General features: G+C 43.8%; 19 protein-coding genes. 2 read left to right on the top strand and 17 right to left on the bottom strand.

Annotation, left to right across the window (positions count from 1 at the left end; translation table 11 throughout):
* Positions 1-426 precede the first annotated feature (426 nt).
* The 11 genes from hpaA to LGZ99_RS15870 form a co-directional block, all read right to left on the bottom strand.
* Complete coding sequence (gene hpaA, locus LGZ99_RS15920; protein ID WP_021324257.1) at positions 427-1,317, bottom strand: 4-hydroxyphenylacetate catabolism regulatory protein HpaA; 891 nt, start codon at positions 1,315-1,317, stop codon at positions 427-429.
* A 25-nt stretch (positions 1,318-1,342) separates the two neighbouring features.
* Positions 1,343-2,719, bottom strand: coding sequence for a 4-hydroxyphenylacetate permease (gene hpaX / locus LGZ99_RS15915; RefSeq protein WP_262979335.1), 1,377 nt, complete (start codon positions 2,717-2,719; stop codon positions 1,343-1,345).
* Between the two features lie 97 nt (positions 2,720-2,816).
* The gene (hpaI, locus tag LGZ99_RS15910; RefSeq protein WP_262979334.1) at positions 2,817-3,623 is read right to left on the bottom strand and encodes a 4-hydroxy-2-oxoheptanedioate aldolase; all 807 of its coding nucleotides are present in this window, start codon (positions 3,621-3,623) and stop codon (positions 2,817-2,819) included.
* 11 nt (positions 3,624-3,634) lie between these two features.
* Positions 3,635-4,438 carry a 2-oxo-hept-4-ene-1,7-dioate hydratase gene (gene hpaH, locus LGZ99_RS15905; protein ID WP_021324259.1) on the bottom strand — a complete coding sequence of 268 codons (804 nt, stop codon included), beginning with the start codon at positions 4,436-4,438 and terminating at the stop codon, positions 3,635-3,637.
* Positions 4,439-4,442: 4 nt separating this feature from the next.
* The gene (locus tag LGZ99_RS15900) at positions 4,443-5,915 is read right to left on the bottom strand and encodes an NAD-dependent succinate-semialdehyde dehydrogenase (protein WP_262979333.1); all 1,473 of its coding nucleotides are present in this window, start codon (positions 5,913-5,915) and stop codon (positions 4,443-4,445) included.
* Positions 5,905-7,134, bottom strand: a complete 1,230-nt coding sequence (locus tag LGZ99_RS15895) for a Bcr/CflA family multidrug efflux MFS transporter (RefSeq protein WP_262979332.1) — start codon at positions 7,132-7,134, stop codon at positions 5,905-5,907. The genes LGZ99_RS15900 and LGZ99_RS15895 overlap by 11 nt, the downstream gene beginning before the upstream one ends.
* A 2-nt stretch (positions 7,135-7,136) precedes the next feature.
* Entirely contained in the window at positions 7,137-7,523 is a 387-nt protein-coding gene (locus LGZ99_RS15890; RefSeq protein WP_021324262.1) for a 5-carboxymethyl-2-hydroxymuconate Delta-isomerase, read from the bottom strand.
* 13 nt (positions 7,524-7,536) lie between these two features.
* On the bottom strand, positions 7,537-8,415 hold the full coding sequence (hpaD, locus tag LGZ99_RS15885; RefSeq protein ID WP_262979331.1) for a 3,4-dihydroxyphenylacetate 2,3-dioxygenase: 879 nt from the start codon (positions 8,413-8,415) through the stop codon (positions 7,537-7,539).
* Positions 8,416-8,479: 64 nt separating this feature from the next.
* A complete protein-coding gene (gene hpaE, locus LGZ99_RS15880; protein ID WP_262979330.1) occupies positions 8,480-9,946 on the bottom strand; it encodes a 5-carboxymethyl-2-hydroxymuconate semialdehyde dehydrogenase in 1,467 nt (488 codons plus the stop codon).
* Complete coding sequence (locus tag LGZ99_RS15875; protein ID WP_262979329.1) at positions 9,943-10,707, bottom strand: fumarylacetoacetate hydrolase family protein; 765 nt, start codon at positions 10,705-10,707, stop codon at positions 9,943-9,945. The genes hpaE and LGZ99_RS15875 overlap by 4 nt, the downstream gene beginning before the upstream one ends.
* A complete protein-coding gene (locus LGZ99_RS15870) occupies positions 10,704-11,336 on the bottom strand; it encodes a fumarylacetoacetate hydrolase family protein (RefSeq protein ID WP_262979328.1) in 633 nt (210 codons plus the stop codon). Before LGZ99_RS15870 ends, LGZ99_RS15875 begins: the two co-directional genes overlap by 4 nt.
* A gap of 383 nt (positions 11,337-11,719) precedes the next feature.
* On the opposite strand from LGZ99_RS15870, the gene hpaR reads away from it, so the two are divergent.
* Positions 11,720-12,166 carry a homoprotocatechuate degradation operon regulator HpaR gene (gene hpaR / locus LGZ99_RS15865; RefSeq protein WP_036839903.1) on the top strand — a complete coding sequence of 149 codons (447 nt, stop codon included), beginning with the start codon at positions 11,720-11,722 and terminating at the stop codon, positions 12,164-12,166.
* A gap of 78 nt (positions 12,167-12,244) precedes the next feature.
* On the opposite strand, the gene LGZ99_RS15860 is transcribed toward hpaR, so the two are convergent.
* From LGZ99_RS15860 to LGZ99_RS15835, 6 genes are all read right to left on the bottom strand, one after another.
* Positions 12,245-12,988 (bottom strand): 4'-phosphopantetheinyl transferase family protein, encoded by a 744-nt coding sequence (locus LGZ99_RS15860; RefSeq protein WP_262979327.1) that lies wholly within the window; start codon positions 12,986-12,988, stop codon positions 12,245-12,247.
* A 45-nt stretch (positions 12,989-13,033) separates the two neighbouring features.
* Entirely contained in the window at positions 13,034-14,047 is a 1,014-nt protein-coding gene (locus LGZ99_RS15855; RefSeq protein WP_262979326.1) for a fimbrial protein, read from the bottom strand.
* Between the two features lie 346 nt (positions 14,048-14,393).
* Positions 14,394-15,359: a fimbrial protein gene (locus LGZ99_RS15850; RefSeq protein WP_051769546.1), complete on the bottom strand. Its 966-nt coding sequence runs from the start codon at positions 15,357-15,359 to the stop codon at positions 14,394-14,396.
* Positions 15,360-15,386: 27 nt separating this feature from the next.
* The gene (locus tag LGZ99_RS15845) at positions 15,387-17,867 is read right to left on the bottom strand and encodes a fimbria/pilus outer membrane usher protein (RefSeq protein ID WP_036839898.1); all 2,481 of its coding nucleotides are present in this window, start codon (positions 17,865-17,867) and stop codon (positions 15,387-15,389) included.
* A 23-nt stretch (positions 17,868-17,890) separates the two neighbouring features.
* A complete protein-coding gene (locus LGZ99_RS15840) occupies positions 17,891-18,559 on the bottom strand; it encodes a fimbrial biogenesis chaperone (RefSeq protein ID WP_021324269.1) in 669 nt (222 codons plus the stop codon).
* A 50-nt stretch (positions 18,560-18,609) separates the two neighbouring features.
* On the bottom strand, positions 18,610-19,113 hold the full coding sequence (locus LGZ99_RS15835) for a fimbrial protein (RefSeq protein WP_023043575.1): 504 nt from the start codon (positions 19,111-19,113) through the stop codon (positions 18,610-18,612).
* Between the two features lie 1,611 nt (positions 19,114-20,724).
* Between LGZ99_RS15835 and LGZ99_RS15830 the strand changes: the two genes are divergently transcribed.
* Positions 20,725-24,753: a DUF6137 domain-containing protein gene (locus tag LGZ99_RS15830; RefSeq protein WP_262979325.1), complete on the top strand. Its 4,029-nt coding sequence runs from the start codon at positions 20,725-20,727 to the stop codon at positions 24,751-24,753.
* The last annotated feature ends 113 nt before the right edge of the window (positions 24,754-24,866 follow it).

The following is a 24,866-nucleotide window of genomic DNA, read 5'->3' as shown; positions in this document are numbered from 1 at the left end:
TACATAATGTGAACTTTCGGCGTGCCATTTATAGCACATAAAGAACGTTGCATCAGAACTCAAGGATCCGCATTCATCTGCCGCATAGTAAGGATTTTTCATATGTCATTTCCTTTTCTTGAATAAATTTATCTATATCGGCACTCCGGTCGCCATTAACTTATCCTTAATAGTTCCAGTAAGTCGTATAACTCCAGTATATTCATAATTTTAATTCTGGGAAGAGGTTTTGTAACAAAAATGATTAAATCTGGGGTGAGCTGATAGTAGAAAATATAAAGATTTGAAAAATAGATAGCGTAGTAATCATCACCTCATTTGTAGTTTAAAGTAAAAGTTTCTGGCTGATATTAAAATTTTCAAGTTTCATATTTTCCTTATGGTTAGAATAAAAAGTGCCTATCTTGCTATAAATAGTATTGGTGTTTATGTTTCGCGAGTATTTTTTTCCCGCCAAAGGCTGGGAGAACAGCCAACTAATCGATTAAAAAAGCGGGCAAAATAGGCGGGATCTTTGAATCCAAGCTGATAAGCAACTTCAAATACAGCGCAATCACTGAATAGTAATAACCGTTTGGCTTCACGTAATTGACGGTCGAAAATTAATCGTTTAGGTGGGCGATTGGCAAACCGACGACACATGTCTTTTAACCGCGATTCGGTAATTCCTAGCTTATAGGCATATTCCGGTACGGAAAGATGATTACGATAATAGTTGTCTATTAATTGGTTAAATCGCTGAAATAATCTAATTTCTCCCCGCATCCCATTAACGGGGTGGTCATCAAGGGGAATATTGCGCAATAGCAGGGTAAATAGCGCTTGCGCTAAAAATGTCAGTGATTGCGTCCGCCCGATAAAGTTATTGGATGATTCACGGGCTATTAACGCCCAGTAATGGTTAAAAGCTTCCAGCTCTTCCGGTTTATCTGCGACAGATAAGCAAATAGCCGGAATATCCAGAATATCTTTGTTGGCAGGATAGAGGGATTCTAATAGCGGCAATATTAATTCCTGCCGCACGGTAAGTACATATCCGTCACTGTCATCCTGAGTAAAGAAAGCATGAGGAACGGAGGGCGGCGTCAGGATAAACAGCGGTGCCTGTACAGAATAGTGTTGATCGTCCAATTGCAATTCAATATGACCGGTGATCAAAAAATGAAGCTGGAAGAAACCGTCATGACGATGAGCTTGCATATCACGACCGAAAAATGCCGCCATTCGGCCAAAAGTTTGGTAATGCACATCATCTGTGCCTTGGGTCTCATCATAATCTTTGCTGATATCAATATTGGCAATGATAGGCCCGGTCATGAGGTTTTTCCTTTATTATTGAAAATTACGTTGTTGCTCTCGGTCTGGCATGTTTCATTGGGATCGCACAAATAATGGCTGCACCAATGACCAGTAATCCGGCAACAAAATAGAGACCCGTATTAAAGCTCCCTGTTTGATCTTTCAGCCAGCCGATTAATAACGGGCTGAGTGCCGAACCTATGTTACCTGTGGCGCTAATAACTGCAATGCCGATCGCTCTTGCGCGTAAGCTGATAGCTTGATCCGGCGTTGTCCAGAAGACCGCCATTGCGGTAAATGAACCGGTTGAAGCCATAATAATCCCAATCAACTGAATGAGACTGTGGCTGGTCAGTGAGGTCAATATCCAGCCCACGGCAGCGAACAGATAGGGCAGAGCGGTATGCATTTTACGTTCTTGTAATCGGTCGGAACGGCGGCTCCAGTAAACCATCCCGATAATGGTACAAAACTGAGGAATGGCGGTCAGAATACCGATCGTGATGTTACTGCTGCCCTGATTGAAGCTCTGCACAATCTGTGGCGTCCAGATATTAATCGCGCTCAGTGTGTTGGTCAGACAGAAATAGGACAGGGTATACATCAGCATGATCGGCGTGAAAATCTCATGCCATATACTGCGTTTTTGCATGGCCTGATGAGTTGATGAGCCTGCCGGTTGAACCGGAGCAGGTTGGTCGTTATCCATCATCTCTTGTAAGCATTTTTTATCTTCATCTGTCAGCCATTTGGCTCGCTTTGGTGAATCATCAAGATAGAACCAAACGATAATTCCCAGTAATACCGAAGGAAAACCTTCCAGCAGGAATAGCCATTGCCAACCATGAAGGTTCAGGAGGCCATCCATTGCCAGAATGTAACCGGAAGCTAGAGAGCCAAACGCCATGGTCACCGGCATTGCCACCATAAACAGCGCATTGGCACGGGCGCGGTAGTAAGCCGGGAACCAGTAAGTCAGATAGACCAAGATACCCGGCACGAAACCCGCTTCGGCGATACCGACCAGCATACGTAAGATGTACAGACTGGTTGGTCCGGTGGCGAACATGGTGGCCGTGGAGGAGATCCCCCAGAGCACCATGATCGTGGCTATCCAGCGTCGCGCCCCGACAATACTGAGCATGATATTGCTGGGAATACCGAAGATGACATAAGTCGCATAAAACAGCGTTGCTGCCAGACCGAACATCGTCGCGTTCAATCCAAGATCTTTGCCCATGGTCAGGCCGGCAAACCCGATATTAATTCGATCCAGAAACGAGAATACAAATAAGACGAACAGGAAAATGATCAGGCGACGGAATAGCTTGTTAATGACGGATTGCTGTTGTGCCGTTAGCTGTTTATGTTGACCCGCCGGGAGATCCGGCTGTTGCGCGGCAGTGGATGAATCGCTCATTGTCATTTTCCTTAATTTACTGTTTTATGTGTATTACGTTGTTTAGGAAATAAAAAGCTTATCGGGTAATCGGTTGTTAATATTGTGATTGCTGAGATTAATAAACACTGGATACAGGTGCTGTCGGAAGGTCTTTAACGGCGCCAAACCGTGCTGCCAGCGCTTCTGCCGCCCGAGCCAGTAACGTTGTGTCAATACCAACAGCGACAAACAACGCGCCGAGTTTCAGGTAATGTTCGGCAACATCGGGTGCTGACATCAGAATACCCGGTGCTTTACCCGCCGCTTTGATTTGAGCGATCGCTTGCTCAATTGCTGCTTTCACTTCGGGGTGATGTGGATTATTGGTAAAACCCATATCGGAACTGAGATCCGCCGGGCCGATAAAAACACCATCCACACCGTCTACTTTAAGAATCTCCGGCAAGTTACGCAGTGCTTCACGGGTTTCTACCTGAACCAGAACGCATATTTCATCGTTGGCGCGATGCAGGTAATCAGGAATCCGGTTCCAGTGGGAAGCTCTTGCCAGAGCGCTGCCCACGCCACGAATACCCTCCGGTGGGTAACGGGTGGCGCGAACCGCTTCGTAAGCCTGTTCGGCGTTTTGTATCATGGGTATGAGTAAGGTTTGGGCGCCCACATCCAGCAATTGCTTGATGATCACTGGATCATTCCAAGGCGGGCGTACAATGGGATGGCTTGGATAAGGTGCGACTGCTTGCAATTGGTTCAGAATAGTCTGAACGTTGTTCGGCGCATGTTCGCCATCGATCAATAGCCAGTCGAAACCGGCTCCGGCCACTAATTCTGCGCTGTAGGAGCTGCAAAGCCCCAGCCATAAGCCGATTTGTGGATGGCCTGCTTTTAACGCCTGTTTAAATTTGTTGGTTAATCGATCCATATTTTTCCCCCTTAAACGAAACGGCAACTGATGGAGCCGAGTGGGCCGTAATCCACATGGAAAGTATCCCCTTTACGTGCCGGAACCGGGCGGGTAAAAGATCCGCCAAGGATGATTTGCCCTGCTTCAAGTTGAACGTCATGTGGCGCCAGTTTGTTTGCTAACCATGCAACACCGTTAGCCGGGTGATTAAGTACCGCTGCCGCGACGCCGGATTCTTCAATCACGCCATTGCGATAGAGCAGGGCGCTGATCCAGCGCAGATCAAACTGGTCTGGCTTAATCGGACGACCGCCCATAATCACACCGCCGTTGGCGGCATTGTCAGAAATCGTATCGAACACTTTGCGCGGGCGTTGGGTTTCCGGATCGATGTTGTGGCAACGAGCGTCGATCAATTCCAGCGCCGGAATGACGTAATCTGTTGCATTGTAAACATCAAACAGGGTGCAATTCGGGCCACGCAGCGGTTTTGCCAGGATGAATGCCAGTTCGACTTCAATACGAGGCACAATAAAGCGGTCGCATGGAATATCGCTGCCATCAGGGAAAAACATATCATCCAGCAGAGCGCCATAGTCTGGTTCGCTGATTTGTGAACTGGCTTGCATGGCTTTGGAGGTCAGGCCAATTTTGTGGCCTTTGAGTACGCGACCTTCCGCAATTTTCAAATTCACCCATTCACGCTGAATGGCATAAGCGTCGTCAATGGTGATTTCAGGGTGATCCAACGAGATCTGGCGTATTTGCTCACGACTTTTCTCTGCCTGATGCAGACGGTGTGCAACCTGTGATACGACTTCTTTCTGTAACATGCGGTTAAGCTCCTGTGTCCTCTATGCCACCAAAGCAGAGATATTTCACTTCCAGATAATCTTCGATGCCGTAACGCGAACCTTCGCGCCCCAGCCCTGATTGTTTAATGCCGCCAAATGGAGCGACTTCATTAGAAATTAAACCTTCATTGATGCCGACCATGCCGCTTTCCAGCGCTTCAGCCACACGGTAGATCCGGCCGATATCACGGGAATAAAAATAAGCCGCCAGGCCGAATTCAGTATCATTTGCCAGATGAATGGCTTCTGCTTCATCACGGAATTTGAAGAGGGGTGCGATAGGCCCGAATGTTTCCTCACGGGAGATAAGCATGGATTCAGTGACGTCAACCAGCACGGTAGGTTCGAAGAATAAACCGCCCAGAGCGTGTGATTTACCGCCAGCCAGTATGCGTGCACCATGAGAAACGGCATCACTGAGGTGTTCTTGCACTTTATCGACAGCTGCTTGATTGATCAGCGGGCCTTGCTGTGATTTGACGTCGCTGGCTGGGCCAACCTGCAACGTATTGACTGCTTGTGCCAAACGTTCTGCAAAGGTGTCATAAATGGTTTCCTGAACCAGGATACGGTTAGCGCAAACGCATGTTTGACCGCTGTTGCGGAATTTAGCGGTAAGTGCGCCCTGCACAGCGGCATCAATATCCGCGTCATCGAAAACGATAAATGGCGCATTGCCGCCCAGTTCCAGTGATAGCTTTTTCACCGTATCGGCGCTTTGGGCCATCAGTAATTTGCCGACACCAGTTGAGCCGGTAAACGAGAGTTTGCGCACAATCGGGCTTTGGGTCATAACACCGCCGATAGCCTTAGCATCTTTTCCCGTGACAACATTCAGTACGCCAGCGGGGATGCCCGCTTGTTCAGCCAACGCGGCTAAAGCCAGAGCTGAAAGTGGTGTTTCTGCGGCAGGTTTCAGTACCACAGTACAGCCAGCGGCCAATGCCGGGCCAACTTTGCGGGCAATCATGGCATTAGGGAAGTTCCACGGCGTAATAGCAGCGACAACGCCGATAGGTTGTTTGATCGTGATGATCCGGCGACCGGGCAGCGGGCTTGGGATCGTTTCACCATAGGTACGTTTACCTTCTTCGGCAAACCACTCAATGAAACTGGCGCCATAAGCGATCTCTCCCATCGCTTCCGCCTGCGGTTTCCCTTGCTCCAGACTCAACAATGCTGCCAGAGCCTGTTGATTCTCCATCATTAACCGAAACCAGCGTTGCAGAAGCTGGCTGCGTTGTTTGGCGGTCATTGCTCTCCAGGCAGGCAGGGCTTGTTGAGCGGCGGCAATTGCCCGTTCTGTTTCCGCCGCACCCATATTACTGACGTGTGCAATAACCTCGCCATTTGCCGGGTTAGTCACCTTGAATGTGACTTTGTTATCGGCATCGATCCATTGCCCATTGATATAAGCTTGCTGGCGCAATAGTTCTGTATTCACATTATTTGTCATTGTTTTTTTCTCCTGAAAACACTTGGATGAGTTGCGTCTGTTGGTGAGAAGTTGCCAGTAGCTGGCATAACCAACTCAACCCGGCGCAAACGGCCATCACAAGGGCCATAGCAAAAGGGGTTTCATCTTGTAATAAAGAGACGGCAACGCTGGCGAGCGCCGCCATCGCGAATTGCGAAGAGATAGCGAGTGCGCTGGCGCTGCCGGCAAGTTGACCACGATGTTGAAGCAATAGGGAGAGGCCGTTAGTACCAATGGCATTAACCAGCGAGATTACTAGCATGACCAAAATAACGATAACAGTCAGATTTTGCTGATAAAAAATAACCAGTAAAATACCAAACAGTAATTGAGCGCTGGTTTGGATAAATAACAGGCCGGAAAGGTTATAAAATTTCAGTAACCGAACATTGATCAGCACCATCACTATCATGCCCAGTGCATTACAGCCGAACAGTAATCCGTAGTAGTTCGCCGGAACCTGAAAGTAATTGATATAGACGAAAGGCGAACCACTGATAAAAGCGAACATGGCGGCGCAGGTGAATGACAATGTGCCGATGGTTGCCATTGCTTCACGGTCAGCCAGCAATTTGCCGTAGTTTTTAAACGCGGTGATAAGTTTTCCGCCGTCATTATTGGCAGGCAGCGTTTCCGGCAACAAAAATAATAATAGTAACCCACTGATACAACCGACCAGCGTCAGTAAAATAAATATGGCCTGCCAGTTGAAATAGGTTAACAGTAAGCCACCGAGTAAGGGGGCGATAAGTGGCGCTATCATTGTCACCAGCGTCATCAGTGACAGCACTCGGGGTAATTCCGCAGGGCGATAGATATCACGGGCGATGGCTCGGGCCATAACAACCGCCGCGCCGCTGCCAAATGCCTGTAATGCACGCAGTAAAATCAAATGTTCAACTTGCGTTACCCATGTACACGCCCCACTGGCGATGACGAATAACGCCATGCCACTGAGCAACAGCTTTCTGCGTCCTAAACGGTCGCTCAATGGGCCATATAACAGCATTCCAATGCAAAAACCGGCGAAAAATGCGCCCAGAGTATATTGCATCTGCCCTTGTGTCGCCTGTAATTGCCTTGCCATTTCCGGCAAGGCTGGCAGGTACATATCAATCGACAAAGGCCCGAATGCCACCAGCGCACCCAATAACGGGATCAGCCAGCGCGGGGGATGTTGATTAAAGGGCTTCGGCATCACTATTCCTTACGAAACAAAGCGTGAACGTTGTTTTGTTTGTAGTTCAGTACCGGGTCCAATTCTTCCATCGAAAAAGAGAGGGCGAGGTAACGCTGTGCCATCAGTGAGGCAAAATGTTCTTTGATCAGGCTGAACAGCATCTCGCCAACCTGTTGACGACTTTCAAGGCTGCGTCCGGCGCCGATTTTTAGCGTCATATGGACGAAAGCGTAATCATGTTCACCGTCAGCCATGTGCCAGGTATCCAGCCAGACAGCACGGCTGCGTATTCCTGCTAATGGAAAAATGCCGGTATCCGCCAGTGCTTGATTCACTTTAGCAAACAGCGCTGGCAGATTGGCTTGTTCACGGATATTTTCCGTACATTCAGCATAAAAATGTGGCATAGGTGACTCCAAATCAGGCTGTGGCTTGCTCATCGGTAATGTCATCAGGCAACGGGAATACCGCGTTGACTTGCCCGGTACCGGAACTGGGGAACAGTTCGGTCAGGAATTCCACTTTACCACCATATTTATCCCAACCGAGCAGGCCCAGCAGCATCACGGTATCGTGCATATTGCCTTCGCCGTAGCAGTAATCCGCATATTCCGGCAGCATCTTGCAGAACTCTTTGAATTTACCCTCTTTCCAAAGCTGTACCACCCGGCGATCCATCTGTTCATCAAATTCGCGGGTGTAGCTGTTCATGCCCTCTTCCGCGCGCTGATCATCAATAAAACGGTGAGAAAGAGAGCCACTGGCCAGCACCGCAACTGTGCCGTCATATTTCTCAATCGCTTTCAGAATGGCTTCCCCAAGACGACGACTGTCCTCAAAAGCATGAACAGTACAGAACGCGGAGATAGAGATGATTTTAAAATGCCGGTCACTATTCATGTAACGCATTGGTACCAACGTGCCGTATTCCAGTGTCAGGCTTGGGATTTCATGTGCCTGAGCGCGAACCCCCATATTGCGCGCCTCTTCCGCGATCATTTGTCCCAATTCAGGGTTGCCGTCATATTCATAACTCATATCGCGGATGAAATGTGGCAATTCATTACTGGTGTAAATACCGGAAAAATGGTCGGCGCAATTGATGTGATAGGCACTGTTTACCAGCCAGTGGGTATCAAACACGATAATCGTATCAACACCCATTTCACGGCAACGACGGCTGATCTCTTTGTGCCCGTCAATGGCTCCCTGACGGCAACCATGATGTTTTCCCGGCAGTTCAGAAAGATACATTGATGGCACATGTGTAATTTTGGCCGCTAACGCTAACTTACCCATAAAATCCTCATTTGATATCAGGACGGCGAACCGGAGTCCGCCGTGGTTAACGCTGATGAAACCGTTATACCCCCCAACGCGGGATTGGATGATCCCCCATAGAGATACAGACGTTTTTCATCTCTGCAAACACTTCAAAACTGTATTCACCGCCTTCACGACCGGTACCAGAGGCTTTCACTCCGCCGAATGGCTGGCGCAGGTCGCGGACATTCTGGGTATTGACGAATACCATGCCTGCTTCAATATTACGGGCCAGGCGCAATACTTTGCTGACATCCTGAGTCCAGATGTAAGAAGCCAGACCATATTCCACGTCGTTTGCCAGGCGCAGACCTTCTGCTTCATCTTTGAATGGCAACAGGCACGCGACAGGGCCGAAGATCTCTTCCTGCGCAACGCGCATACGGTTATCGACATCCGCCAGAACTGTTGGGCGTAGGAAGTTGCCGCCTTTCAGGTGTTCCGGCAAATCAGTGGGTTTATCTGGGCCGCCTGCCAGCAGCGTTGCCCCTTCTTCGATGCCCAGACGGATGTAACCGGAGACTTTTTCCCAATGCTGTTTGCTGATAAGCGCACCAACCTGCGTGCCTGGATCTTGTGGATCGCCAACCCGCAGACGATTCGCACGTTCGGCAAAACGTTGCACAAATTCAGGGTAGATGCTTGCTTGAATAAAAATGCGTGAACCGGCGGTACAACGTTCACCATTGATAGAGAAAATGGTGAACAGAGCGGCATCCAGCGCACGTTCAATATCGGCGTCTTCGAAGATCAGAACCGGCGATTTACCGCCCAGCTCCATTGAGTATTTTTTCAGACCGGCATTTTTCATGATCTGGCGGCCAGTTGCAGTACCGCCGGTAAAAGAGACCGCCCGAACATCGTGATGTTTCACTAATGCATCACCGGCAGTAGCGCCGTATCCTTGCACTACGTTTAAAACACCGGCAGGGATGCCGGCTTCCAGCGCCAGTTCTCCCAGGCGGTTTGCGGTTAATGGCGAGAGTTCTGACATTTTCAGCACCGCGGTGTTACCCAGCGCCAGACAAGGTGCGACTTTCCAGGTCGCGGTCATAAATGGCACATTCCACGGCGAAATCAGCGCACAAACACCGACTGGCTGCACCAGCGTATAGTTGAGCATCTTGTCGTCAACCGGATAGGTCCGGCCATTCATTTGCTGACAAATCTCAGCAAAGAAGTTGAAGTTGTGAGAAGCGCGTGGGATCAGGACATTTTGCGTTTGATGAATAGGCAAACCGGTGTCTTTGGTTTCCATTGCCGCGATTTCAGGCACATTCTCATCAATTAGCTCACCCAAACGGCGCATCAGGCGTGCGCGTTCTTTCATCGGCAGATCAGCCCATTTGGGGAAAGCTGCTTTTGCCGCGGCTACCGCTTGATCAATCTCTTCCTGACCACCGGAAGCCACTTCAGCCAGCACTTCACCGCTAGCTGGGTTGGTGGTTGCAAAATACTCTTTACTGCTGACGTTTTTGCCGTTGATCCAATGATTAATCATCGTCATGACAGGCTATCCTCATATTCTTGCTGGCTGACAATACGGTTGGCCAGACGTCCAACGCCTTCAACCTCAACAATAACTTCATCTCCCGGTACGACATCAGACAACCCTTTGGGTGTCCCGGTGGCGATCATGTCTCCCGGTTGCAGCGTCATAAAGTCGCTCAGATAGGCGATCAGGAATGGGATATCGAAGATCAGATCGGTGGTGGTGCCGCGTTGACGCAGTTCACCATTGACCCAGGTGCTTAATGCCAGATTATGTGGATCCGGGACATCTTCTTTATCAATGATCCACGGGCCAATGGGGGTCAGGGTGTCGCGGCTTTTTACCCGGAGGTTAGGGCGATAATAGTTTTCCAGATAGTCACGGATCGCATAGTCGTTACAAACGGTGTATCCGGCAACGTAATCCATCGCCTGTTCTTTGGCGACTTTATGGGCGGTCTTGCCGATGACAACCACCAGCTCGGATTCATAATGCATGTATTCCACATTATCCGGGCGAACGGAAACCTGACGATGGCCGATCAGCGTATTGGATGCCTTGATAAAAACCAGTGGTTCTTCCGGTGGCTTAAATTCAAGTTCAGTGGCGTGATCGGCATAGTTCAGACCGAGGGCAAACAGAGTTCCATCTGCGGGGGGCAGCCATTGAACGGATTCACTGCTGACTTTGCTGCCATCCGGCAGGCAGACATTTTCCTGATCATCAACCGTCACATTCAGATCCTGACCCTGATAACGAACTCTTGCGTGTTTCATGCTTTTTCTCCTGCCTGCACAACCCGATTCTCCAGCGATGGGAAACCTGCTGCCTGAATAACCACATTATCACCTGGTTTGATGGAAACCCGTTGATGCGGAGTGCCAAGCAAGATCACATCACCTTCTTTCAGGGTGACGAAATCACTTAATGCTGCGACTAATTCCGCTGCTGGACGCACCAGATCGGTTGTTGACCAGCGATCAACTTCCTGACCATTGATTTCAGTAATGATGTCCAGCGCATCAGTGGATTCAGGATTGATCATTTGACCTATAGGGCAAAAACCGTCACGACATTTCGCTTTAATGGCCGGGCGATAGAACGCCGTTTCAGGCAGGCTGACTTCATTGGCTAATGCATAACCTGCGATATATTCGGCTGCGTTTTCAGCGGCAACTTTACGGGCAGTTTTACCTATCACCAGTGCCAGTGTTGCGCCGCTCTGCACCTCCTCCCCCGCAGGATGGGGAATAACGTCCCCGGAGGTGATAACGGTATTCCGCGGTTTGATAAACCATACCGGGGTCTTAGGCAGGGTGTTATAAGGTGCTTGCTGAAATGAGTCATGCCAGAAATCGACCTGGCTCTGATGGTTGAGGGCTACGGCGAAGACAGTGCCTTTCATTAACGACTCCTCTGGGCTTAAACAGACAGCTTTAAGATGTATTTATTAATATATTAATAAACTATAAATCAATTTGTTGCAATATGTTAACGTATTTGTTAATTTTAATTGTGATCTCAGTAACAATATCTCTGCTAAATTTGTTTTTTATCATTATTAATCAACATGTTAATATTTTTCAAAATAAAATTATTACTACTGTATTAACTTTTTATTGACCTCGTTTTCAGGGTTTATTTTTGTTTACTTATTAATATTTTTATGATTTTTTCTTTGAGGTTGGTGGAGTGACGTGCTAGTCTTTTTACTGTGGTTATAGTGACATAGACGCTCTCGACAGAGAGTAAATCAGTGATTAACTAAGATGAGAGCCTCCATTACCCATGCATGAATCTCTGACAATTGCATTACTTCAGGCGCGGGAAACTGCGATGGGTTTTTTCCGCCCAATCCTTAAGAGTCATAATTTGACTGAACAGCAGTGGCGTATTATTCGCGTGCTGTCTGATAGCCGGTCAATTGATTTTTATGATTTATCCTGCCAGACCTGTATTCTTCGTCCAAGTTTGACTGGGATATTGACTCGCATGGAACGTGATGGATTGATTTTTCGTCTTAAACCGATGAATGACCAGCGCAAACTTTATGTCTCTTTGACGCAGGATGGTCAGAAACTTTATGAAAAGGCGAAAGAGCAGGTGGAACAGGGATATCAGGCCATTGAAAAAGCCTTTTCGCCGGAGAAGATGGTTCAGCTTTCAGTATTGTTGGAGGAGTTAATTGCTGTTGGTAAGAACTCACCGGGAAATAAGGATAAGGAAACGAAATAAAAATTTTATTCAGAATTATGATGATGAATAATAGTAAAATTGCTGATCAGGGACGGTATCAGCAATTATTATTTTGGACTATTGAATAATCAGCGTTAATATTTCCTGTGGATAGATAATAAATTGCCCACGGAATACTGTACCTGCCAGATAATGAGGGGGGAGTGTTTCCCGCAACACTAATGTTATTGCATTATTTTCGAGGGACAGGGCAGTAATTTCAGCCGCTTCAAAGCCAAAGAACCTTTTTACTTGTGGATAAAGCGCTTTATACAAGCTTTCTTTTACCGAAAAAGCGAGGATAAACGCCTGTTCAAGGGGCAAATGACAATGTTTCAGGAGTTGTATTTCTCTGTCATTCACGATCATTGTTGTGAGTTCATCCACATTTTGACGGCTGACAATAGTTTCGATATCGACACCAATTAATCTGTTATTCGTTTGCGGTGCTGCCAGTACAATTGCACAATGAGCTGAATGAGAAACAGAACCGCAAATATCCTTAGGCCAGATTGGGGCGCGATCATTGCCTGAGATCAGATTAAACTCCGGTTGCCCTAATTGTGCTAAAAGTTGTCTGGCGCAATAGCGTGCTGCCAGATATTCAGCCCGCCGCTTATTGACAGCTTTGGCTAATTGAGCTGGGAAGGGGAGATCTAACTGTTCGAACAGTTCATCGTGATAATGTGACAGATCAAAACGGGTTCGCCAAAGATGTACCTGAGGATATTGAATAACGGTTCCATACTCGATTCGAGTGATAAAGCCATTGCCATATTCTGGCAGCGGTGCCTGAGCGGTGTGTATAACTGTCTGTTCCATGTTCATTATCCAGATAATGAGATATGCTACAGTCTATACTTAATATCACTCATATTGAATTGTAAAATGTGCTGTGGCGTTAGCTTCTCCACCTGTTATTTTATTATCAGTTTGGTAATAACGGGCGATGAAAGGTAATGTATAGGTAGTGTTTGCTGTTGCATATCCGAAAACCAACGGATTTTCTAGAGAAACCGGTGTTGTTCCCATATATAAGATTTGTACACCAACTCCTTTAGCTGTATTTTTACTGTTGGGGTTATTTAATTGAATTACACTATCTGGAGCATAATTTACTTTTTCTCCTGAAAAAGTAATTTTTGGTTTAACATTTTCTGTACATTTAATGTCGATATTAAAACCTGCATTACCCGCAGTAGAGCTTATACCTTTAAATAAATAACTATTCACACTACCAAAATCTACCATTGGCCTTGGGGTTGTTGTCGAGCAAGTTTGAGTTTTTATCGTGTAGTTATTTTTAGTTTTTATTCTTATTAATTCTGTACCTGCAAGTGTCTGTAACATAGCAATCTTTCTTGGCCTGAGTACTTTACCCGATGGCAACGTCCCTTCTTGGTAAAGATAAACACTGATTTTTCCTATATCTTTTAATGTCATTCCATCTTTATATTTATAAATGTAATTACTGCCGCTTGTTGTGGGTAATTTCATATTTTCTTCTTCTCCAGAGGCAATAAGATAGAAATAGAGATTATCTATTCCTGTGGTTATCATACCTGTGCCATGAGGCGTATTTCCAGGTTTAGATGGGTATACATCTCCCATAAAAATAAGAGGTTCTCCGGTTGGAGAGCAATCATGGGGATTAAGAAGCGGCGTATTTTCATTAATATTCATCAGTTGGGCGAGTTGCAATGGTCTGAACTCGCCAACAAGAATGCTTTTTTTCTCATTTATATTGGGATTAATGTTAATACTATTAAGTTCAATATCTAAGCTAATTTGTCTTGCATTTAATAAGCAGCGTGCATATGTATTTGTAATACTGAGTAATATTAATGTAAATATTGTGATTATCATTAAGTAGCGTTTCATATATATTCCAGTTGAGATTTATTCTTAATTACTGATAATTCAATGAAGCCAGAATAATGCTATTATCTTTCTGATATAATTTACTGATGAAATTAATATATACCCTTCATCTTTCAAGTTGCTGCTTTGTTGGCTGCTTTCACTTACCCCAGTCACATAGTTATCTATGCTCCTGGGGATGCGTTCATTTGCCGCCGCGCTGCAACTTGAAATCTATTGGGTATAGCAGATTTATTTATCACATAAATCTGCTTTTAATTCTTGGTTAACACGACTGCGGAGAGTTTCTCTTTTTATATGTTAGCATAATGTTAATATGCTAATCTCAATAGAGGAAATTGTAAAGCTATTTGTATTCAATTGTAAAATGTACTGTGGCATTAGCTTTTCCCCCAGTTATTTTATCGTCGGTTTGATAATAGTGGGCAGTAAGTGGTAAATAATAGAGCTCTTTTTCACTACTTCCCCATTCAGCTATAGGAATACGTGTGTTCATATAAACAGGTCTATTTTCATGTAACAATTGAACACCAATACCGCTGGCTGTATTTCCATCGCCGTATTGATGTAGTTTAATAATGTTATTTAGGCTTGAGCTCACTACTTCCCCTGAGAAACTAATATCAGGGATATTTTTATCTTTACATTGAATAAAAATATAAAAATCATTACGACCGGCTATAGAGCCTTTTCCTTTAAATGCAGAAGAATGAATTTTTCCGAGTTTTATTTCTTTATAGGGTGTTGATGTCATACAGCTTTTATTGCCAATGATATTGTCTTTGTTATATATGATATTTATTAATTTTTTACCATCATCTGTTGATAAAGAAGATATCAATCCTTTTTTTAATATAGAGCCTGATCGGATATTTCTTTCTTGAACAAGCTCAATTTTTATTTTCCCGATATCTCTTAAAGTTATTTTTTTATTGATACCATCATGAGAACTACCATTTCCATCATAGGATACGACAAAATATAAATTATCTACGCTTGTATTTATCCAGCCACTATTTTTGGATAGTTTTATTTCACCTGATTTTGTTTTATGAACTATATTTTCATTATTATCACAGATAGCAATAGTTGTATCGGATTTAATTCCCACTTTGTTAGCCAGCTCCATTGGGCCATATTCAGCGATGGTAATAGGTCTTCGAGTGTTAAAATCTGCATTGATAATTTCATTTATATTAACATTTAAATCAATAGCCTTAAATTTTTTGTTTAATGTACATGTGGCAATTGATTCTGTAATATTGAATAGTGTCAATGTTGATATTGCCAGTGTAATTAATTTATTTTTCATATTGTTCCGGGATAAATACTATTTTATTTACTGACAACTCAATGAAGCCAGGATAATACCATTGTTTTTATGATATAATTTACTGTCAAAATTAATATAACAGCTTTGTTTATCGCCTAAATCAGATTTTAATTCTGCTGTGTCACCTACACCGCTAAGGAAGACTTCACTTCTTTCGTTAACCATACCATTGACGCCATTTTTGCCGGTGATGACCGTTCCGAAAGGGAGTTTTTTACCTTTATGCTGTAAAGTTAAAAATACTCTATGACCGACGCGAATAGAATAATCCGCCAGTACCAATGCGCCTTTCGTTGGAATAACTTTAGCTGTCGGGTTGTCAATATCGACGTCATCACTGAATGTATTTGTATCAAGAGATAACGAATTTTCCCGATATTGCGATATATAAGGAACCACGGTATATCCCCGCCAGTCTGTACTGATAGAAGTATTATTAAGGACTTTTGCGTTGACTGCCCCAGGGGCGCGGATTAAGGCACTGGCGCCGCTTTCGCTGATATTTTGAGCCAGTGTAACACCATAGGGATGTGCAATAATTGCACCCTCTAATCCATAATTAATGCGTTGATTTTTACCATGATCCGTGGTGTAACCGGCATTAATTGAACCATATGAGCCTCTATAATGCAGGCTGGCGGCATTACCTGATTCTTTTTCTTTCTCTGATTTTTCGTAACTGTAATCCTGAGAAATCGTATAATTTAGATTCTGTTGTTCCAGTAACGAGCCGGATAATGTCATCGAATGCTGGCTGTCACCGTTTGTATTATAAGAGGTGTTATAATCTACGGTTGCACTGTGATTACCTGATGGCAACCATTTGTCTAAAGGGACACTGATATTGAGTGAAAAAACCTGATCGTTATTAATTCGTGAGCGATTGCGGTGATAATTGTAGCCCAATGATAAAGAGATATCATGAATACTGGTGTTATAAGACATCGAATATGATTGATTCTTGCTGGTTTTATCTTGCCAGTAATCTTGCTGCCAGGCAGATAATGAAAAATTGCCATATTGACCTAAACTCTGGCTCATTGTTATTTGCATCCGATTTTTTGGCGCACTATTTCGGTGGTTATCAGTAAATTGGTGGTTATTATTGGCATCGCTAAAGCTGTAATAACCATTGGTATTATAACGATAGCCCGCTAATGTCACCGTTGTATTGGTCGCGGTAAAACCTTTGCTGTAACGTATTTGATAAGACTGGCCGGTTTTCTTTTCTCCGGTTGGGAAATGCGTTTTTGCATTTGTCACATCTATTGACACCGCACCAAGTGAGCCAAGATTATGTCCTAAGCCTAATGCACTACCTAAATAATCAGGAGAAATAATGGCGCCACCATAAATCGTGGTGCTGTCCCATAGCCCGTAAATAGCCTCTGTTTGAATAAACCTTTTTTTACTGGTTTGTTTGCCGCCACTGAATTTACCGAGATTAGCCAAGTATTTTATTTGGCCTTCACGGATCATCAACGGTGAGGCAGAAAAGGGCTGAGTAAATTTCCTGACTTTGCCATTTTCTTCATAAATGGATACTTCCAGATCACCATTTAGGTTGCTGGGATAAATATCAGTAATTTCAAAGGCACCCGGTGGAACAAAAGTTTGATAAATAAGATTATCTTTCTGATGGACTTCTATTCTGGCGTGAGTCATGGCAATACTGCGAACAACAGGGGCAAAACCTTGCTGGCTATCTGGCAGCATTTGGCTATCAGACATCAATTTAACACCATTAAAAGTGAAACTATCGAATACCATACTGTCGGTTGATGTTTCACCTAATACCAGACGGGATCTTAATGGACGAATGTCCCGTTCAGCATAGGCTTTAAGTGATTTCCATTCAGATGTTGTGTTATTACGGCTGTAATAACTACTATGGCGGACACGCCACGGACCTAAATTAACACCACTGCGTAAATTCAGATATTGATTCTGTTCACGTTGATTTTTTTTCCCGGATTGCATCCCTGTCAAATGATAATTGGTGAAAAACATAGGCAAACCATCATTCCACTGATCAGGAGAGATATCACCCCTGATTTGTGATTTCATTGCCGCCTGAGGAAAATTCAGGTGCAAAGTAAGCTGACTTAAATCCAGCTCTGTTGATGCCTGTTTGATATATTTCTCTGGTTGAGAAATAATTTCTTGTTCAGAAAGTGACGCTAATTCAGGAAAGCTTTCTGTTTTTACCCCGATTTCCTTTAGTAAACTGACAGATAGTTCAGGGCAAAGTTTATTTCCACACTCAATAAAGGAGAGATTTTTAATGCCGATATCTTTTTTATTGACAATAACATTCACTTTATAGATACCTGGAATGTGAGAGTCTGTTTTTGCTAGGCTATCGAGGTTAATATTTTCTCGGTCTTCATCTGATAATTGTAATGCATTGATATCAAAGTACAGCTCTGCATAGGCTGGCAATGATAAACAATAAGCAATTAAAGCAACGCTGATTATTTTTTTCACAATACACTCATCAGATTATTTGATCAAAAACTAAATTGGCGCTCTTCTGTTGTTCCACCGTAGTCATTGATAGCAGTCAGAGTCACCCTTTTTATGCCATTTTGGGTGGGAAATACCTTGTTGCTAAAAGGTGGGATAAATCCGGGTTTATCGATTGATTTCCCGTCAATTCTCATTTCATTAAGATTAACGTAATAGGCAGTGGGATTAGTTAACTGAATGCCATTGGTATTACGTGATATTTCTAAACGATTGATTGCATTATTAGCGTCATTATCAGATAGCCCGGTTGGACGATAAATCAGTTTGATAATGTTTTTTATCGTGATGATCATTTTGCTGTTGTCATTTTTTTCCACTGCTGGAATAGCGTTGACATTTAGCAAAAATATTGATTCCCGATCCGCTGGCAGATGATTGCCGATATATGAAACACGGATCTGATGCTCGCTCTCTTTTGACACTTTAAACAGTGGTGGGGTGATAACAAACGGTACTTTTTTCTGGCTGTTATCGATATTATCTACCCACGACTGAACAAGATAAGGTCTTTCTGTGTCCGAGTTTGTGATAGAAATAGTGGCTTCTTTTTGTGAGCCATTATAGATAAGGCGTGTGCCGCCTAAGGTAATCCCTGCTTGTACTTGTCCCATAAAAAGGACAAGTAAAAAGGGAGTAATGAAGCGAAGCATTTTTACTCCTTTAGTTATAAATAAACTTTAATAAAGTTTTTAACTGAATTTTATGGGTAAATAAGTGTGAAGTTTACATCTGAATGAATCGCACCATCACCTACTGTAGCATGTGTTGATTGTAATTTTGCGATAAGAGGAATTGTGGCTTTTTGTGTTGTGATTGTATAACCAGATGCTTTTGTATTGGCATTTATTTTAGTTCCATCATTTTTAGCTAATAGGATACCTGCACCAGAAACCGTTGTGGAGTATAGAGTAGAATCATTCCTATCTTTTTCACCAATAAATTCAATATCAACAGTTGAACCTGGGCAACTGGTTAGTTCTATAGAAAAACTCTTAGTAATTGCCACAGTTCCTGGTGTACTTCCAAGAGCGCTTTTAGATATTTTTCCAAAATCAACTGTTTGATCTTTCCCGCTACTAATGGTACAGCCGTTATTAATAATTGTCCCTCTGAATTTAATGACTCCATCATAAGACAATGCATTGAAACTGGTAAAAATCCCCAAGACCATAGCCAAGGAAGCCCAAATAAAATTCTTTCTCATTTAAAAATACCTTCCCTTAATAAAGATGTGTGTGATTTTTTTGTGCAATAAAACTATATACCCAACCAGAGTTATAATTTAATGGCTGATTATATAATTGAATTAATTTACATAGTGATATAACTCGATTGAGTTTTTACCTCTATTTTGTATATGCGTTTAACTTTCTACTAAGCGTTTTTTACTGATAAATAGTTTGTCAGTAATTTCTGTGATCTTTTCTGGATATATCATCATGTTTGTTAATAATAATGTTTGATATTAATTTTAGCCCAAGGAGCAATTTTTTCTCCCAAGTATCATTTATTACTGCAAATCTCTTAACGTTATTAATAATGATTCTTATTTTTGTTAAAATATCGCAAGTACTAAGATACGATAAATTTTCATACCAATCATGAAATTTTTACAAGGTGATTGCTATAATGCAGTGAAAAGCTCTTGTGGGTAAGATATATGCATGGATAAATTTATCTTTATTGTCTGTTGAGCGGATGTCCACTAGTGAAATAACTGCATTAATGAAAATGAACCATTACTGTTAAGCTCGGTACATGTATCTTACACAGAGATTTACATCAATGTTCTGATTGAGCTAACCGTAGTGTTGCTATATTAATACAATTAGACAAGCTGCCATCTTGATTATAACTATGATAGCAATAAATTTTTCTTAATATCATTAACTTGTTTTCAAATTGGAACTTTCATCTTTACTTTAGGGCTATTCTCATGCGATGGAGAGGAGTATTAACTAAAATATGATCTTTTTCAACAACTTAAATAAAAAAAGAGTGTTTTTTTTCTGTTTTATAAAAATATCTTGTTATTTCATAATGTTATAATTATAAATTAATCGTTTGATTTGGTGTGTTTGTATGTGATTTTCAGATTTAAACAATTGATTAAATGATTTGAATAGAGGAAATAGTAGTGATATTTATTATCTAATCTAATGTTTTATCATTAATAATGATATGAATCAGACGATTTAGTTCGTTTTTTCTGGTAGTTTGTTGGAATATTCTATTGTTAGTGATTCTAACGTGTATTTTATGATCAAAATCATTATCGATAGTTTTGATTGTGAAGATTTAATCATTAATCAGGCAAAAATAACGGTGTTAGCAAGGGCTAATCTGTGTTTCCGCTGTTTTTTTATCGTAGGCCCTAATAGTAGTAACTTAGGGAAGTTATAGGGGGATCATGAATATGGACGTTGTAATGGAAAGATGAACTATCATAATAAGGTAGATGGAAAAGGAAACCATCAGTTTCAGATAGGTTTTCCGACAGAATAATAATTGATTTTTAAATGTGCTATGTGGTTCATGGATTCGATGGTTTTATATCTCATTTCGTAGTTGGTGAAATTCAATTCAAGAAAAAATTCAGTCAGAAGAGAAGCCAAGGTGATTAACAGGGCGTATACACAGTGTTGAGTGAAAAAAATTAGCCATTGTTATTTCCCATGTATTGACTATCGAGCAGGCAATATTTGTGTTATCAGGGCTTGAATTAGTGATGTTGCAGTATTAGCGTATACGCATCAGTAATACAGCATTACATGTTATAGAAAATAAAGCGGTGGGAGGTAAGAAAATAAAACGTATGACTGCAAAATTTGAACGATTGCACCAGCTCGCCCAGCACGTCGATTTTTCGGCTCTTATTCCCCCTTTGGTAGCACTTCCTGCCAATGAAGCACCTGCTATCACAGCGGTTTCTCCACAGGCTGATGCTGCTCTGCTATGCACCATCTACAGCAAGTATATTACTGAGCAGCACGATTGGGTTAAACAGGTAGTGGAAGTCTGTGGTCCGCCTCCCTGGATTGTTCGTAGCGCTGGTCTGGAGGATGGTGACACTTTCGTCAATGCGGGTGGCTATGCCAGTGTAATCTGCCCTCGCACAGCAGATTTTGCCGATACTGTTGCTGCGGTTACTTTTAGTGGATTTGAACCTCAGGCGATTGCACAGCAGCGGCTAATAAATCCGGATTATCAACCACAACCAATCGCGTGTTTTGTTCAGCAGTTGATCGAAGGCATTCCCTCTCTAGTGGAACCTTTACAGGCACCCTATCTGACTGCTGATGTATGTCATGATTTGTACAAAATTATCATGCAGTTGCATCAACATTTTTCTGAAGTTGCGTTAGATACTGAGTGGGTATTGGAAACAGATCATGGCCTGGTATCAGCCACCGGACTGACCTTGGCCGCCTCCGATGGTGTTCGGGGAGAACTGGCGTTTGGTTTTGGCTTTGCGTCGGCGCAATCACCTGGTTCAAGGGTAAACTCGGTCGCCTATCATTGGCCGACATTAGCCGCTCCCTTGTGGTATGGCTCACAATTACGCCAAGTGCATGTAAATAAACTTTGGTTAGTACAGGTACGCCCTGCACCGGGTTACACGCTTGAACGTCGTGTTCAACGGTTAACAGCCGAGGTGCGAACCGAGTTGGCGCGTTGTATGCGCGCAGTACCGGTGACAACTCTATTGCATCCTACCGCGCCCTCTTTAGGGAGCTTCCTTTCTGCGTCGACATTGGATGATGCCTGGTCTCGTTATCTGCGTCTTCCCCCATCGGTGCAAACGGCGCTTACCGCTGTCTTTGTTGAATATGGGGTGGCTAGTGAACATGCCGGCATCATGTTTCGCCAACAAAATTTGCCGGTTTTTCTTACCCAACTAACAGATCTACCCGCTGTTCCCTGGGTAGTCATTGATGGTATGGATGAACTGGCCTACTTTAGTGCACAAAAACCGCTTATTGTACTGAAAACGGAAACTGCCGAATCGGTTAATTTGCCGGCTTTAGTGCAACGTGTGTTTGACGACAGTGAATCCCTGCCGATAGCGGAGCTTACATCTCAATGTATTACCGATCTTCTGCAAAACGCGTTGACCGGTTTACCTGTGTTAACGGAAGAAGCCTATACTACTCTTAAACAACGCTCAATTTTTCCAACAGACACCTGGCTACAAAAGGGTAATGTTGTCCGAAGCCCCAGTTTAACCGGTTGGCTCCTTACACAGGCAGGTGAGAGAGCCATGGAGTTTCTACCTTTTGATTGGTCGGCAACTGATGTAACAGCAGATTATCTTTGTGTTCTCACAGCTAAAAGCAATCCGCAATCTGCGTTACCGTGCTTATGCAAGGCTATCCCAACACTTGCAGACCGGGTCATCCAACTCAATGATTTGCGCCTGCTTATGCAATTAATCAAAACCGAAGCATGGATTGAGAAATTGCCATCCATCCGATTGGTACCATGGGTTGATGCTACGATAACCACACCGTATGGCGATGCACACTTGTTGCTGGAATGTATACTTCATGTACTCGCAGATACAGAAATGCTGCCCATTTACGAGGATGCCGATCGGCTAACTATCGTACATGCTTTGGTCAGTGCAGCAGAATCCGGGCTTTCTCCTGCCTTTCTATTAGAAATAATACACCACAGCCAATTAGCACCGACTGCGCTTGCTAGCCTGGTATGTGCACCCAAAGCATTTGCCGCCTATCTGGCTTTTTTGGCTCCGCTCAAACGCTTTAAGGTGGCTGCTGCATTGGCTGACGCCAGCGAAGCAGCCGATTTACTGCAAGCTACAGCCAGCCTGATGAAGGCCCTGCATGATGCAAACTTACCAACATTGAAGGGGCTCTGTCGTATTGACCTGGTGGATACTTATGATCAGGTGCTTAAGGCTGTATTAACCGATGTGGTAGATCGGCGTGATCCCATTGCATATCAACGTTACTTGGATCTGCTGAGTGGTTGGCTTGCCTTTGCTCAACTGTCGACTCTTTCTGCCACGGAGGAGGCTGCATTACGCTCTTTCTTAAGATGGATAGAGCGTGCTCGTTATCAATCCATACCAGATAATTTTTTTCTTGAGTTAAAAGAAGATATTGCGGAATGTTTGGGAGACGACTTCTTACGTTGGCAAGTTCTAATTCCCATTGCCGGTAATATGGATCCTGAGCAGCTCCCTTTAGAAAATGCACATCAACTACACAATCTCTTACATCAGTGGATGCTGGCTCGCTTCCGAACTGGATCAGGTTCTGAACTGCCTGCTCCTCTACGCAAACTGATAAATATCGCAGATGGTTTTGGCGATGCACGCTCTTGTTTGCTGAGGTTAACACGGAACATTTTAGAGATCTCACTCCCCTTTGTGGTACACAAGGCCAGCTTCCTTTTCAATGAGAAAGAGTTGATTGTTGAATTTGCCGAATTACCGAATGCTCTGGAAGAGGACATTGGCCGTTTACATGTATTCGAAGCGTTGGCATTGCGTATCGTCGAATGGGAACCTATATGGCGGGTATCATTGAATCGGGTCTGTCAGTTAGGCACCTGGACGCTTTTTTTGCGCATGCAGCGTACTGATGGTGCAGGTTGGCAAGCTAAGGATCTACATCAATTGGTGCTCTGGTTGCGAGTGCTGTTCGATACAGCTTATGACTTCTCGTATGTTCCTAACGATGACGTTTCTCATGTATATGAAATGGTTGGTCATCCTCCTTGGCGTGAGCTGTTTCGCGCTTATGCCACTTACCGGGCAGCGGTTGATTTTTCTACTCAACGTATTACCGTCTATTCATTGCCCTTTGCCACAACGTTAGCAGCACTCTGCCTGAATCGGTCTGTACGTGATGAGGTCACTGGAGCTTGCATTGCCGGTTTTGAAAGTGCCTGGAAAGCCTTCCATTGTATTGTTGAAAAACTGGAGAGAGCCGAAACTGACCAAAACCAGTGGGGGATCCTTCACACTACAGCAGGGCAACTGGGATTGCTGCTTTCAGCGATGTGGCCGGAGCAGACACTGACACGGATGATACAAGCGCCATTATCACCTGTTGCCGCTGAACGAATTGGTGTCAGTCTGTTACATCGTCGCGGCCTGACTGCCACGTTGCAACAGCTGATTACAGTGCCGGAAAATGCGGCTTTGCGTGATTTGGTGTTACACCATGTTCCTGAAATCGCTGTGAATGTAAACTCTGCCTCCACAATTGCAGATGAAGTGACAGGCTGGAAAAGTAAGTTTAAGCGCTGCAAGGAATACCTGCTTGCTCATCATGCCAATTTACTCTCTGACAGCCAATGCCAGCAATGCGTCAAACAGCTCGGACTGGTGCCCTATGGCATAACTGAGGAAATTGAAACCTCGATTCAACGTGCTCTGGTTCACACAGCCGCAGAGGTGAAAGGTCGTTTTAAACTGGCCGAAGTTGACCCTATTGCTATTATTCGCGCCATTGGTACGGAGGCTGGCGCCAGTGCGCTTCAATGCAAATCAGGTAGTTTGTCATGCGGAAAGATTTTGGGAGAAACCAAGTCAATATCAATGAATTACATTCGGCAATTGATAATCAAAGTCGCCTGCGACACGACAGGTGATAATGCAGAAGAATTAATCGAGCGCGGACGGTTGGAGATCCCTCCACGTGATGCGATTGAATTTGTGGTACGTCTGGAAGCACTGTTTGACTGTACTTTGGGGTGGTTGAGATACGAGCCTTTGTCAATAGAGATTAATGAATTTTCGGCGGTCGTGAATAATGCTCTTAATGCGCGCGTATATACTGTATCAACATTATTTTTACCCAAAAACAGGTAGAACAACATGAAGAATTCTGAAATCCAAAGTGTCGTATTACCGTTGGAGTGTTCTCGCTAAATTATGAGCAACTTCATATGTGACGACAAGCGAATCTCTGCACAAGGAACATG

Source organism: Photorhabdus temperata (genome assembly GCF_025384845.1).
Taxonomy (GTDB): Bacteria; Pseudomonadota; Gammaproteobacteria; order Enterobacterales; family Enterobacteriaceae; genus Photorhabdus; species Photorhabdus temperata.
Note: the sequence above shows the minus strand (reverse complement) of the source record. Positions and strands in the feature narration are given on the sequence as shown.

Coding starts and splice junctions, on each gene's coding strand:
- hpaD (WP_262979331.1), bottom strand. CDS start 8,415: ATGGGTAAGTTAGCGTTAGCGGCCAAAATTACACATGTGCCATCAATG.
- hpaX (WP_262979335.1), bottom strand. CDS start 2,719: ATGAGCGATTCATCCACTGCCGCGCAACAGCCGGATCTCCCGGCGGGT.
- LGZ99_RS15870 (WP_262979328.1), bottom strand. CDS start 11,336: ATGAAAGGCACTGTCTTCGCCGTAGCCCTCAACCATCAGAGCCAGGTC.
- hpaI (WP_262979334.1), bottom strand. CDS start 3,623: ATGGATCGATTAACCAACAAATTTAAACAGGCGTTAAAAGCAGGCCAT.
- LGZ99_RS15875 (WP_262979329.1), bottom strand. CDS start 10,707: ATGAAACACGCAAGAGTTCGTTATCAGGGTCAGGATCTGAATGTGACG.
- LGZ99_RS15900 (WP_262979333.1), bottom strand. CDS start 5,915: ATGACAAATAATGTGAATACAGAACTATTGCGCCAGCAAGCTTATATC.
- LGZ99_RS15855 (WP_262979326.1), bottom strand. CDS start 14,047: ATGAAACGCTACTTAATGATAATCACAATATTTACATTAATATTACTC.
- LGZ99_RS15895 (WP_262979332.1), bottom strand. CDS start 7,134: ATGCCGAAGCCCTTTAATCAACATCCCCCGCGCTGGCTGATCCCGTTA.
- LGZ99_RS15830 (WP_262979325.1), top strand. CDS start 20,725: ATGACTGCAAAATTTGAACGATTGCACCAGCTCGCCCAGCACGTCGAT.
- hpaA (WP_021324257.1), bottom strand. CDS start 1,317: ATGACCGGGCCTATCATTGCCAATATTGATATCAGCAAAGATTATGAT.
- hpaE (WP_262979330.1), bottom strand. CDS start 9,946: ATGACGATGATTAATCATTGGATCAACGGCAAAAACGTCAGCAGTAAA.
- LGZ99_RS15890 (WP_021324262.1), bottom strand. CDS start 7,523: ATGCCACATTTTTATGCTGAATGTACGGAAAATATCCGTGAACAAGCC.
- LGZ99_RS15860 (WP_262979327.1), bottom strand. CDS start 12,988: ATGGAACAGACAGTTATACACACCGCTCAGGCACCGCTGCCAGAATAT.
- hpaH (WP_021324259.1), bottom strand. CDS start 4,438: ATGTTACAGAAAGAAGTCGTATCACAGGTTGCACACCGTCTGCATCAG.
- LGZ99_RS15835 (WP_023043575.1), bottom strand. CDS start 19,113: ATGAGAAAGAATTTTATTTGGGCTTCCTTGGCTATGGTCTTGGGGATT.
- hpaR (WP_036839903.1), top strand. CDS start 11,720: ATGCATGAATCTCTGACAATTGCATTACTTCAGGCGCGGGAAACTGCG.
- LGZ99_RS15840 (WP_021324269.1), bottom strand. CDS start 18,559: ATGCTTCGCTTCATTACTCCCTTTTTACTTGTCCTTTTTATGGGACAA.
- LGZ99_RS15850 (WP_051769546.1), bottom strand. CDS start 15,359: ATGAAAAATAAATTAATTACACTGGCAATATCAACATTGACACTATTC.